At 58.7% G+C, this 12,926-nt stretch carries 12 protein-coding genes; all 12 read left to right on the top strand.

The features are described from left to right. The 12 genes from EKM88_RS11965 (at position 1) to EKM88_RS11910 (ending at position 12,811) form a co-directional block, all read left to right on the top strand. A complete protein-coding gene (locus EKM88_RS11965; RefSeq protein WP_125706466.1) occupies positions 1 to 768 on the top strand; it encodes a ParA family protein in 768 nt (255 codons plus the stop codon). Next, positions 758 to 1,627, top strand: coding sequence for a ParB/RepB/Spo0J family partition protein (locus EKM88_RS11960; RefSeq protein ID WP_125706464.1), 870 nt, complete (start codon positions 758 to 760; stop codon positions 1,625 to 1,627). The genes EKM88_RS11965 and EKM88_RS11960 overlap by 11 nt, the downstream gene beginning before the upstream one ends. Before the next feature lie 316 nt (positions 1,628 to 1,943). After that, positions 1,944 to 2,135 carry a DUF951 domain-containing protein gene (locus EKM88_RS11955; protein WP_125706462.1) on the top strand — a complete coding sequence of 64 codons (192 nt, stop codon included), beginning with the start codon at positions 1,944 to 1,946 and terminating at the stop codon, positions 2,133 to 2,135. A 22-nt stretch (positions 2,136 to 2,157) separates the two neighbouring features. Continuing rightward, the gene (gene ychF / locus EKM88_RS11950) at positions 2,158 to 3,258 is read left to right on the top strand and encodes a redox-regulated ATPase YchF (RefSeq protein WP_125706460.1); all 1,101 of its coding nucleotides are present in this window, start codon (positions 2,158 to 2,160) and stop codon (positions 3,256 to 3,258) included. 11 nt (positions 3,259 to 3,269) lie between these two features. Further along, positions 3,270 to 3,953, top strand: a complete 684-nt coding sequence (locus tag EKM88_RS11945; protein ID WP_164512097.1) for a DUF1129 domain-containing protein — start codon at positions 3,270 to 3,272, stop codon at positions 3,951 to 3,953. 258 nt (positions 3,954 to 4,211) lie between these two features. Then, complete coding sequence (gene guaB / locus EKM88_RS11940) at positions 4,212 to 5,699, top strand: IMP dehydrogenase (protein ID WP_125706456.1); 1,488 nt, start codon at positions 4,212 to 4,214, stop codon at positions 5,697 to 5,699. 305 nt (positions 5,700 to 6,004) lie between these two features. After that, on the top strand, positions 6,005 to 6,691 hold the full coding sequence (locus EKM88_RS11935) for a response regulator transcription factor (protein ID WP_125706454.1): 687 nt from the start codon (positions 6,005 to 6,007) through the stop codon (positions 6,689 to 6,691). Between the two features lies 1 nt (position 6,692). Continuing rightward, positions 6,693 to 7,874 carry a sensor histidine kinase gene (locus tag EKM88_RS11930; protein WP_125706452.1) on the top strand — a complete coding sequence of 394 codons (1,182 nt, stop codon included), beginning with the start codon at positions 6,693 to 6,695 and terminating at the stop codon, positions 7,872 to 7,874. A 10-nt stretch (positions 7,875 to 7,884) separates the two neighbouring features. Beyond that, a complete protein-coding gene (locus EKM88_RS11925) occupies positions 7,885 to 9,183 on the top strand; it encodes a serine hydrolase (protein ID WP_125706450.1) in 1,299 nt (432 codons plus the stop codon). A 105-nt stretch (positions 9,184 to 9,288) separates the two neighbouring features. Further along, positions 9,289 to 9,756 (top strand): transcription elongation factor GreA, encoded by a 468-nt coding sequence (greA, locus tag EKM88_RS11920; RefSeq protein ID WP_125706506.1) that lies wholly within the window; start codon positions 9,289 to 9,291, stop codon positions 9,754 to 9,756. 35 nt (positions 9,757 to 9,791) lie between these two features. Then, complete coding sequence (locus EKM88_RS11915) at positions 9,792 to 11,342, top strand: UDP-N-acetylmuramoyl-L-alanyl-D-glutamate--2,6-diaminopimelate ligase (protein WP_125706448.1); 1,551 nt, start codon at positions 9,792 to 9,794, stop codon at positions 11,340 to 11,342. Positions 11,343 to 12,295: 953 nt separating this feature from the next. After that, positions 12,296 to 12,811 (top strand): hypothetical protein, encoded by a 516-nt coding sequence (locus EKM88_RS11910; protein ID WP_164512096.1) that lies wholly within the window; start codon positions 12,296 to 12,298, stop codon positions 12,809 to 12,811. Positions 12,812 to 12,926: the final 115 nt, after the last annotated feature.

The raw sequence follows: 12,926 nt of genomic DNA, 5'->3' as shown, positions 1-12,926 counted from the left end.
ATGGCACACGTCATTGCGATTGCGAACCAAAAAGGCGGGGTCGGCAAGACGACCACAACCATCAACCTGGGGGCCTGCCTGGCCAGTGCGGGCAAGCGCGTCCTGATCGTGGACGCCGATGCGCAAGGGAATGCGACCAGTGGCATCGGGGTCTCCAAGGCAGAAGTCGGCAAGGATATCTACGATGTGCTGGTCAACGAGGACCCGATCCAAGACGCCATCATTAAGACGAAACATGAGCGCCTGGACATTGTGCCTGCGACCATTCAGCTGGCTGGCGCGGAGATCGAGCTGACCAACCAGATGGCCCGCGAGATGCGCCTGAAGCTGGGCCTCGACGCGGTCAAGGACGACTACGACTATGTGCTGGTCGACTGCCCACCGTCGTTGGGCCAACTGTCGATCAACGCCTTCACCGCCGCCAACTCGATCCTGATCCCGGTGCAAAGCGAGTACTACGCGCTGGAAGGCCTGAGCCAGCTGCTGAACACGGTGCGGCTGGTGCAAAAGCATTTTAACCCGAGCCTCAGTATCGAAGGGGTGCTGCTCACGATGTACGACCGGCGCACGAACCTGGGCGCCCAGGTCATCGCGGAAGTGAAGAAGTACTTCGGCGAGCGCGTCTACACCACCATCATTCCGCGCATCACCCGCCTGGCCGAGGCGCCAAGCTATGGGATGCCGATCATCGACTACGATCCCAAGTCCAAAGGGGCGGAAGTTTACGCCGCACTCACAAAGGAAGTGTTAGCTGCTCATGGTGAATAAGAATAATAAAGGCCTAGGGCGCGGCATCGAAGCCATTTTCAAAGACTTCGAAAGCCCGGATATCGCACTGGCCAATGTGGAGGAGCTGCCGCTGGAAGACATCCGGCCCAACCCCTACCAGCCGCGCAAGATTTTTGACGATGCCGCGCTGAACGACCTGGCGGAATCCATCCGCCAAACCGGGGTGTTCCAGCCGATCATCGTGCGCCAAAGCGTCAGTGGTTACGAGATCATCACCGGCGAGCGGCGCTTCCGGGCGTCTAAGCTCGCCGGCAAAACCACCGTGCCGGCCATCGTGCGCACCTTCGATGATCCGGCCATGATGGAGATCGCGGTGCTGGAAAACCTGCAGCGTGAAGACCTCACCCCGCTGGACGAGGCGCAGGCCTACGATACGCTGATCAAGAAGCTCAACCTGACGCAGGAAGAAGTGTCCAAGCGCCTGGGCAAGAGTCGGCCGTACATCGCCAACTACCTGCGCCTCTTGGCCCTGCCGGCCGAGGTGAAAAAGCTGCTGAACGACAACCAGCTATCGATGGGTCAGGCCCGCACGCTGCTGTCGCTCAAGGACAAGAAGAAGCTGACCCCACTGGCCAAGAAAACGGTCGCGGAGAATCTGACCGTGCGCCAGCTGGAGCACCTGATCGCCCAGATGAACGCCGGGGCCAAGAAGGCCAAGCCCAAGGAACGGCCGAAGTCGCCCTACCTGTGCGCCAGCGAGAACCAGCTGGGCGATAAGTTCGGCACCAAGGTCAACATCGCCCAAAGCCCCAAGGGCAAAGGCAAAATCGAGATCGATTTTGCCACCGCCCAGGACCTCAACCGCATCCTGGCCCTGCTGGACGTCAATCTGGATTAAACCCATGATTGCGCAACCATGCCGTGCTGGTGCACAATAGGAAGCAGAACGTTGTGGAAATCATGTGATGATTGTCGTATAGGGTCAATCAGACTTTGTGCGCAATCGCGTATTTCACAGCCGAAGGACGGAAGCCTAGTCGGTGACACTGGAAGCGGGTGGCGCGCCATGTGCTTCCGGTCGCTACGCTTCCTCCAGCAGCGTGCGAGCTGCGCTGGCACGCACGCCGCCACCCGCTGGAGCTGGAAGTGTCGCTGACTGGGCTGGCGCCCGGGATGGTTAGGCTGTCACCCAGAGTCGTGAAGGAGAGAACGTGATGTATGACTTACACGATCGCGTGCTGATGAAGAAGCCGCACGCGTGCGGGACGAATGATTGGGAGATCATTCGCCTCGGCATGGATATCAAGATCCGGTGCACAGGCTGCGGCCACATCGTGATGTTGTCGCGGCGCGATTTTGACAAGAAAATGAAAAAAGTCCTCGTAAAAGCGGACGCGAACCAGTAAAGGAAGAGAGTGAAACAGCCTTATGGGGTTAACTGCAGGAATCGTCGGCTTGCCCAACGTCGGTAAGTCCACACTGTTCAACGCGATCACCAAGGCGGGTGCCGAAATGGCGAACTACCCGTTTGCAACGATCGATCCAAACGTCGGCATGGTCGAAGTGCCCGATGCCCGCCTGGCGCGCATCGATGAGCTGATCCCGGCTAAGAAGATCATCCGCACGACGTTTGAGTTCACCGACATCGCCGGGATCGTCAAGGGCGCGTCCAAGGGTGAAGGGCTGGGCAACAAGTTCCTTGAGAACATTCGCCAGGTCGATGCGATCGTGCATGTGGTGCGCGCGTTTGATGATGATGAGATCACCAGCGTGACCGGGACGGTCGACCCGCTGGACGACATCGAGACCATCAACCTGGAGCTGGCGCTGGCCGACTTGGAGTCTGTCAACAAGCGCTACGCCAAGGTCGAAAAGGTCGCGCGGACCAAGGACAAAGACGCCGTTGCCGAGTTTGAAGTGCTCAAGAAGATCAAGCCGGTGCTCGAAGAAGGCGGCATGGTGCGCTCGATCGAGTTCAGCACGGACGAGCAGAAAATCGTCAAGGGGCTGTTTTTACTCACGACCAAGCCGGTCTTGTATGTGGCCAACATCGCCGAAGACGACATGGCGGATCCTGAGGCCTGCGAGTACGTGCGGGTGATCGAAGCCTTCGCCGCCAAGGAAGGCGCGGAAGTGATCGCGGTGTCCGCGCGCACCGAGGAGGAAATCGCGGAGCTGGATGACGCCGACAAGGCCGACTTCCTGGCCGCGGAAGGGGTCAGCGAGTCGGGGCTGGACAAGCTGATCAAGGCAAGCTACCACCTGCTGGGCCTGGCTACATTCTTCACGGCCGGGGGCAAGGAGACGCGCGCCTGGACGTTCAAGCAGGGGATGAAGGCGCCACAAGTCGCCGGGGTCATTCACTCCGACTTTGAGCGCGGGTTCATTCGTGCGGAGACGATGTCGTTCACCGACCTCGACAAGTACGGATCGGTGCAGGCAGTGCGTGAGGCCGGCCGCCTGCGGTCGGAAGGCAAAGAGTACCTGGTACAAGATGGGGATATCATCGAGTTCCGGTTCAACGTTTAGGGGGAAGCATTTTGGCTGTTAAAGCGGTTAAAGAAGTAGAAGCACCAACGGAGACGGTCGACGTCGACGACTTGGTGGCCCAATTATCCAAGAAGAACGCGGATTACGTCTTTAAGTTGCGGCGCATTCTGACCGAGCACCAGTGGCCAGAGGAAAAGCAGCGGCGCACGCTGGCAAAGTTGCTTCCAGAGATGATCGATGCGCAACACCAGGGCAAGCCGGCGAACCAGCTGTACGGGCCCGTGACGGAAAAGGCGCAAAGCCTCGTGCACGCCCCGAAGGCCCAAAAGCGGACGAACGTCTGGCTGAGCGGCCTGGACCTGAGCCTGTTTTTCATCAGCGTCTTTGCGCTGGTGTATGGCGTGATGACTTACATGCGCCCAGATCAGGTCAGCACCGGCAACGGGCTGCTGTCGCTGATCGTGATGGCCAGCGCGGCCGGCTTCATGTTCGCCTACTACAACGACTGGAGCCGCACGCCTAAGGCCAAGCGCGGCAAGACTTGGATCGTGCTCCTGATCGGCATGGTGCTGATCTTTGCGGCCAGCGCCGTGTCCGGCGCGTTGTCGATGATTAACACCCCGCTGACCCAGCAGATGCCGTGGCCGGGTTATGCCGCAGTGGCCGTGATCGGTTACGGTGGGCACTTCTGGTTGAAGCGCCGGTACAATTTGAAAGGCATCATGGCCGCGTAAGCGAGCGGCGAAAGGTTCGGCTGAAAAGCCGAACCTTTTTTTCTTTTATCGGGCGTTTCGCGGGTGATTTCCGAATTCACTTTTGCGGAAAGTCACGCCCTGAAATTTTTGTTCGGAACTGGATCGACAAGATGAGAATTCTTTCATTTAGAAACGCCGTCATATCAAGGCTGGTGAGCTTTTTGACCCGAACAATTGACGGATACGCGCTGAAATGCTAAGGTAAACGACAATCAAAAATGAAAGAGGGCTATCCACTTGAGCAATTGGGAGACGAAGTTTGCACGGCGAGGATTTACCTTTGATGATGTGCTGTTGGTACCGGCCGAAAGCCACGTATTACCGCAGGACGTTGATTTATCTGTTCAGCTGGCCCCGAATCTGAAGTTGAACATTCCGATCCTGTCCGCTGGGATGGACACCGTCACGACCGCTGATATGGCGATCGCGATGGCGCGCCAAGGCGGTCTGGGGGTCATCCACAAGAACATGACGATTGCCGATCAGGCCGATCAGGTGCTGACCGTGAAGCGGTCTGAAAACGGCGTGATCCTCAACCCATTCTTCCTCACCGCAAGCGATCCGGTCTCTGAAGCCCACAAGTTGATGCAGAAGTACCGCATTTCCGGGGTGCCGATCGTTGACTCCAAGGACTCTCGCAAGCTCACCGGCATCATCACGAACCGGGACCTGCGCTACGTTGAAGACCACAGCACCGACATCGGTAGCGTGATGACCAAGGATAACCTGATCACCGCCCCGGCCGGCACCGATCTCAAGGAAGCCGAAGCCATTCTGCAGAAGTACAAGATCGAGAAGCTCCCACTCGTTGACGCAGATGGTCGCCTGTCCGGCCTCATCACCATCAAGGACATCGAGAAGGTCGTTGAGTTCCCACAGGCCGCAAAGGATAGCCACGGCCGCCTGCTTGTTGCCGCCGCGGTTGGGGTCACCAGTGACACCTTCGACCGCGCCCAAGCCCTGCTGGACGCCGGTGCCGATGCGATCGTCATCGACACCGCGCACGGGCACTCCGCCGGCGTTTTGCGCAAAATCGCCGAGATCCGCGCCCACTTCCCGCAAGCGACCCTGATCGCCGGGAACGTCGCCACCGCTGAAGGCGCCGCGGCCCTGTACGACGCCGGCGTCGACGTGGTCAAGGTCGGCATCGGCCCTGGTTCCATCTGTACGACCCGGATCGTGGCCGGTGTCGGCGTGCCACAGCTGACCGCGATTTACGAAGCGGCCACCGAAGCCCGCAAGCGCGGTAAGGCCATCATCGCCGATGGTGGCATCAAGTACAGTGGTGACATCGTCAAGGCGCTGGCCGCTGGCGGCACCGCCGTGATGCTGGGCTCCATGCTTGCCGGGACCGACGAAGCCCCTGGCCAGTTCGAAATCTACCAAGGCCGCCGCTTCAAGACTTACCGCGGCATGGGTAGCCTTGGCGCCATGGAACAGGCCCACGGCAGTAAGGACCGTTACTTCCAAAGCGGCGTGAACGAAGCCAAGAAGCTGGTTCCCGAAGGCATCGAAGGCCGCGTCGCCTACAAGGGCGCGCTGGCCGATGTCATCTACCAGATGGATGGCGGCCTGCGCTCCGGCATGGGCTACGTGGGGGCCGGCACCATCACCGCCTTGCAAGACAACGCCCAGTTCATCCAGATCTCCGGCGCGGGCCTGCGTGAAAGCCACCCGCATGACGTTCAGATCACCAAGGAAGCCCCGAACTACTCAGTGGAATAAGCGTGAGACAATTAGGAGCGTGGCCGCTGTCACGGTCCTATTTTTGTGGGCGAGAAAAGTTGACGTTACCTTGCCGCTTGATCGCCACTGAATGACAGCGTCGTCTCTGTCGATAATGCGATCGTTTGTCAGTCGAAAAACGGCCGTTCAGCCGGTGACGCTGGAAGCGGAGCTGGCTGGACCGGAGTCCGGGCGCATGAACGGTCCTTAAACTTTTCTAAGTCGTGCCGTTCGGGCCAAGCGGGCGCGCGTCAGGTTTGGTACAATGGGAGCGACGTGAAACTTCACCAGATGGAGAGCGAACTATGAAAATCCTGATTGTAGACGACGACAAAGAAATCGTTGAACTGCTGAGTATCTATGTCAAAAACGAGGGCTACGAGCCGATCCTGGCGTACAGTGGCAAGGAGGCCATCACGCGCCTCGCCACGAACCCAGACATCGCGCTGATGATCCTTGATATCATGATGCCGAACATGTCCGGCATCGAAGTGGTGCGCCAGGTGCGCAAGGACTCCCAGATCCCGATCATCATTGTGTCGGCCAAGACGGGCGATATGGATAAGATCCAGGGCCTGATCACCGGTGCGGACGATTACGTCACCAAGCCGTTCAACCCACTTGAGGTGATGGCGCGGGTCAAGAGTTTGCTGCGCCGCAGTGCCAACAACGTGACCAATCCGGAGCCCGACGAACTGGAAGTGGGCCCACTGGTCATCAAGAAGGACAGCCACGAGGTCACCACGCTGACCGGCAAGAGCATTCAGCTGACAGCGCTGGAATTTGGGATCTTGTACCTGCTGGCATCGCACCCGAACCGCGTCTTTTCGGCTGATGAGATCTTCGAGCGCGTCTGGCAGCAGGAGTCGATCGTGTCCGCCAAGACGGTCATGGTCCACGTGTCGCACCTGCGCGACAAGATCGAGGAAGCCACAGGCGGGGAAAAAGTGATCGAAACCGTCTGGGGTGTCGGCTACAAGGTCGAGGCCTAAGATGGGCGAGAAGGTCCGCCTGTCCGGCAAGGAAAAATCGGAGCTCTGGTTCGAGGGCCTAGTCACGCTGGTGCTCCTGTTGATGCTCAACTTTGCGCTGTTCGTGCTGCTCAAGCAGATGATCGCGACGAACCCGACGCTGCAAGACACGATCTGGAGCGTCAAGAACGTCCTGACATTCGGGCAAAACAAGGCGCACCTGTGGAGCTGGCGCAACGTGTTCGTTGGGGCCATGATCGTTCTGGACCTGATGGTGCTTTACTGGCGGCTGATCCGGCGCTATCGGCAGATGCAGATGCGCCACGTCATCGCGGAGTTGCACTACATCGCAGACGGCCACCTGGATCACCGGGTGCGTCTGGCGGTCAATACTGATCTGCAAAAGGTCATCAACAGCATCAACGCGCTGGTCGACTCCACCGTCAACTCGATGGAAGAGGAGCGCAAGATCGAGCAGAGCAAAGACGAGCTGATCACCAACGTGTCGCACGATATTCGCACGCCGCTGACCTCCATCATCGGGTACCTGGGGTTGATCGAGGACCGCCAGTACCGCAGTACGGACGAGTTGCTCAAGTACACCCACACGGCGTACCTGAAGGCCAAGCAGATGAAGGTGCTGGTCGAGGACCTGTTCGAGTACACCAAGGTGCGTCAAACCACGACCCCACTGAACACCAGCACCTTCAACATGGTGGCCATGCTCGAGCAGCTCGCCGCCTCGTTTGAGCTGGAAGGGGAGAAGAAGGGCATGGTGTTTGTGGTCAGCGGGTCGCCGGATCCACTGATGATGAACGCCGACACCGAGAAGCTCGGGCGGGTGTTCAACAACCTGATCGCCAACGCCTTGAAGTACGGGAAGGGCGGCCAGCACATCTACCTGAACGCCGAGAAGGTGGGCTCGGAGGTGGTGGTCAAGGTGTCCAACGACGGCCCTCAGATCCCCAACGACGCGCTGAACCAGCTGTTCGACCGGTTCTATCGGGTCGAGGAGTCGCGCTCGCAGGAAACCGGCGGCACCGGCCTCGGTCTGGCGATCGCGCAGAGCATCGTGACCCTGCACGGCGGCTACATCTACGCCGAGTCGAGCCCGGCGTTGACCAGTTTTGTGCTTCACCTGCCGCTGAAGGTCGGGACCACCCTGACCCGCACGCCGCAAGTTCCATCCAATCAAGCAGAATAGGAGTTTTAACATGAAAAAAGTTTGGCGTGGCCTGATTACGGTCATTGCGGTCATCAGTGTCTGGGCAGGGGTCGCACCGGCGGTCGGCGTGAGCGCCGCCGCAAGCGTCGATATCGATGCCAGCGCCGCCGTGGCGGTCGAGGCCGAAACCGGAAAGGTGCTGTACAACAAGAACGCGGAAGCGAAACTGCCGATCGCCTCGATGACCAAGATGCTGTCGCTGTACCTGGTCTTAGAGGCCATCCACAACAAGAAGCTGACGTGGGACCAAAAAATCACGCCGGATGAGGCGATCCACACGATCTCCCAAGACACCGCCCTGTCGAACGTGCCGCTGCGGCTGGATGACAGCTACTCGGTGGAGGAACTTTACCAGGCCAGCTTCATCTACTCCGCCAATGCGGCGATGATGCTACTGGGCAACGCCGTGGCAGGCACCCAGACCAAGTTCGTTGACCTGATGAAGGCCAAGCTCACCGCCTGGGGCATCAAGGATGCCACGATCGTCAACGCCACCGGCCTGCCGAACAGCGAGCTGAAGGCGGACGTCTACCCGGGTAGCGCGGCGACCGACGAGAACGCCATGACCGCCAAGGACGTCGCCGTGGTTGCCCAGCACCTGCTCAAGGATTACCCAGAGGTGCTCAAGACCACGACCATCACCACCAAGACCTTCCGGGAAGGCACCAGCGATGCGACCAAGATGGACAACTACGACTGGATGCTGCCGGGGCTGGTGGCCGCCAAGTCCGACCTGCCGGTGGACGGGCTAAAAACCGGGACCACCGATAAGGCCGGCGACTGTTTTACCGGCACGGCGAAAAAAGACGGCATGCGCATCATCACGGTGGTGCTCCACGCCAACGGAACCGCAGCCACAAAGCGTTTTGACCAGACGGCCACGCTGATGCGCTACGCCCTGAGCAACTGGACGACGCTCAAGGTTGCCACGAAGGGTCAAGCCGTAGCCGGCCACACCAAGCTGGCGGTCGACAAGGGCAAGCAGACCAGCGTTAAGCTGGCCGCCGCCCAGGACCTGACCCTGGTGGTCCCAACCGGCACCACGAGCAAGACGATCACCACCACCTACCAAGCAGCTAAGGGCATCAAGGCCAAGGTGGAGGCCCCGATCAAGGCCGACACCACCGTGGGCACCGCGACGTTTGCGGCCAAGGGGGATGACCTCGGCTACCTGAACGGCACCACCGGTGAACCCGTGGCCGTCAAGACCACCAAGACCGTTGATAAAGCCAACTTCTTCGTCCTGATCGGGCGCGGCATCGCGGAGTTCTTCGGAAATCTGTTCTAAGCTTGGCTTGATTTAGACATGACCGTGACAATCATGACACGTGAGGAACTGGGGCTGGCGCTTTCACGCGGTCGCGGTTCCTTTTTTGCCGAAGGGGGCTTTGCGATGCAGTACCACGACATGACCGCGGCTGGGGTCGCGGCCTTGCACGCGGAGGTGGCGGCGCTCAAGGCCGCGCGCCCAGCGAAGATCAAAGCGCTGGCGGCGGCCGCGGCGTTAGGGGACCGCTCCGAAAACGCTGACTACACGACCGCCAAGCGCGAGTTACGCCAGCTGGAAGGGCGCCTGCGCTACCTCGACAAGCTGATCCGCTACGCTCAGGTGGTGACGCCGGACGCAAGCCCGGCGGCGGACATCGGCAAGTGGGTAACGGTCGCCTTTGACGATGGCACCACCGAGCAGTACCGGCTGGTCGGGCCGCATGAGGCCAGCCTGGCCCCGGCCAACTTGGCCAGCGACTCGCCGCTGGGCCGCGCCTTGATGCACCAGACCCCGGGCGCCACGGTGACGGTCCAGGCCCCGGCCTGTGCATATGCGGTGACGCTCATGACCGTGGCCGGCGATATGGTATAATAGACGCAAATTCGCACTAAGGAGCAGAGAACACAATGTCATTATCATTAAGTGCATGTATTTTGTTATTGAAGGAGCACCACCTCCTGAAGAGCAGTGCGGTCCAAAATAACATCGGAACGGACATGACCGGGATCTCCTACGACAGCCGCAAGGTCGCCGGCCCTACCCTGTTCTTCTGCCGCGGCGCGCATTTTCGGCCGATCTATCTCGCCATGGCCCGGGATAATGGCGCAACGACCTACGTGGCGGAGAAGCCGTACGTCGAAGGCAACGGGATGAACGCGCTGATCGTCGTTAACGTGCAAAAAGCGATGGCGATCCTGAGTGCGGCGTTCTTCGATTTTCCGCAAGACGACCTGTTCGTCATCGCCTTCACGGGCACCAAGGGGAAGACGACCTCGGCCTACTTCACCCGCGGGATCCTGGAGCAGGCGCACCCCAAGCATGTGGCGCTGTCCTCGACCATCGAGCGCATCGTTGGGCCGAACCCCGACCAGCACTTCCGCTCCAAGCTGACGACGCCGGAGTCCACCGACCTGTTCCGTGACATGCGTACCGCCGTTGACAACGGCATGACGCACATGGTGATGGAGGTGTCCAGCCAGGCGTACCTCAAAAACCGCGTGTTCGGGCTGACCTACGATGTCGGCTTCTTCCTGAACATCACGCCGGATCACATCGGGCCCAACGAGCACCCCGATTTTGCCAACTACCTGCACAACAAGCTGCAGCTGGTGGTGAACTCGCGCAAGGTGGTCTTGAACGCTGAAACCGCGAACTTCGATGAGGTTTACGCGGCTGCCACGACCACCACGAATCCGGACAGTATCTTCCTGTACGCCAGTGCCGAGTTTCAGCCTGAACGGTCGGACATCACCATCGATTTTCGCTTCGAAAGCCTCAAGCTGGACACGAACGAAAGCACCTTTAAGCTGGTGCCGGTGACCGACAAGGCCGCGGCGCTGAACGTCGGCAACCGTTACACGCTGAGCCTCATCGGCGACTTCAACGAAAGCAACGCCACGGCCGCCATTATCGGCGCCGGCCTGGCCGGTGTCGATGGCAGCAAGGCCGCCCCGGGGCTGGCGAATGTCCTGATCCCCGGCCGCATGGAATCCCTGACGGTACCGGGCCACGGCACCGTGTTCGTGGATTATGCCCACAACTACGGCTCACTTAAGGCCCTGTTTAGCTTCTTGAAAAAGGAGTTCCCAGAATCAGCCCTAAACGTGGTCCTCGGCTCGCCGGGTGACAAGGGCGTCTCGCGCCGGCCAGGGTTTGCCAAGGTGATCAACGAAAGTGTCGCCACCGCCTACCTGACGACCGATGATCCGGGCTTCGAAGACCCCGCCGCCATCGCCGCCGCCATTGATGCGGGCATCGAACACGACCACGTGAAGGTCGTTACCGAGCTGGACCGCGCCAAGGCGATCGCCCAAGCCATCGCCGCCAACGGGGCCACCGACATCCTCGTCGTGGCCGCCAAGGGCGCGGACAACTACCAGAAGGTGCGCGGCGTGGACACGCCGTGGGCCGGCGACCTCAATGTGGTCAAGCAAGTCGCAGCACAATTGGAGGATTAACGCCCAGAACACTTCTTCACTGTTTTAGGCGGTATGGGCAACGCCGCCACGGAGAGCTCGTGCGGCTGCTCAACGCTTACGCGCCGGCCAAGCTGCTGGCAAGTGTGATGGCCGAGTAGCGGGAGATAACAGACACAAACGGGAACCCGTCGCTGGGTTCCCGTTTTGACTTGTCGTGTCGGTGAGCGGCCGCCATCACCTGTACTCACTTTAGATTGGATGTTTTTTTCGGCTTTTTATTTGTTTTGCTGCTTGCGAATAAGATGTAACTTAATTTAAGAAAAGAAAAAGAATGTCTGCGCTAATAACCAAGGCCAACTTTTTGATACAACAAATATTAGTCCGATGATAAAATTGAAGCTGAGGATTCCAAGTAGATGGTGTAACTTCAGGAACAAAATTGTTCTAGTACACAGCGCTTTCATCAGCTTTCAGGCCTAAACAGTATGACTAGTACGTCGGCAACTTGGATTGTTATAGCCGTTTTTATTTTCTTCATGGATATTCTCCTTATAGAAATAAAATAATATACAATTTGGCGTTGATAAAGTGGTGTGTCAGCCGCCAAACTAGCGTACCATATAGAAAATATCAGTCAATCGTTCTTTGGAATAACGAGATACAGTAAAATCACACGGTTGTTGACGGCAGGCGATCGGTTTCGGCTTTCGGCCACCAAGTCATTGTTCCAGCAATCGAATTTACGAGAATCTGAGTTAGTCAGTCGTCTGGAAGACTTGGGGCATCGGTCAAGGCTTTTGGGTTTGTTAACGAGCGCGCCAACTTCATTTCGTTAGCAGTGGCGATGGCTGCTGGCCTGGTGCCATTAGGCCACGCAGGAGAATAAGGCGCGCGAACCAGCGGGCTTCTTGTGGATCACTTAAAGCGTCTGTAAACGGAGGAAAGTCATGAAATTTCCGGATTCACAGTTGATGCGTTCACTGATAACGACGATGGAACTACCAGACGTGCCTAATTTTCTGTTGATGATTCAAACGCTTCATCCTAATCAACGGCTCTGGCGTAGCGTAGCTGACGCGGTGACGTCCAAGTCTGTGTTAGATTTATTCGCGCAAGCCGATCAGCAGACGGTCGCTGTGTTTTTCTTGCCGCAAGTCGTGGTGCTGGCACCGAGCACCGCTTCTTTTGGTGCCGTTGACCCTGAGCAAATGGCACGAGATGCCGTGGTGATCCGGCGCGCCAATATCCGGCGAATGTGGGTGACGGCCAAGCGGTTCGGGGATTTATGGTTTCACCTGACCTACATCCTCGGCGCTGGTGAGCAGCAGTTTGACGCGACGTTTAATCATTACGGCGTCGAGGATTACCGACCCAATGAGCGTAACCTAAGATATTTGGCGAGCAATGGGTTTTACGCCTTGACCGAGCCCTTTCAGATCGATCACTTCTTTGAACTCACCAGCGAAGATAAATACCTGAAGATTCACTATGAGGCGGAGGACCGCTGATCTCAGCGGATCGCCCGCGGGGAAAAGGCTGCGCTTGCGCATGACGCGAGAGGCTCAGCCTTGATCGATTCAGCCCGGTTCAGGAAGTGGCCGGCGAGCTGTCACGGCGGACTGT

It is taken from the genome of Lacticaseibacillus daqingensis (assembly GCF_003946115.1).
GTDB lineage: Bacteria > Bacillota > Bacilli > Lactobacillales > Lactobacillaceae > Lacticaseibacillus > Lacticaseibacillus daqingensis.
This window is presented reverse-complemented; position numbering and strand designations above follow the sequence as displayed.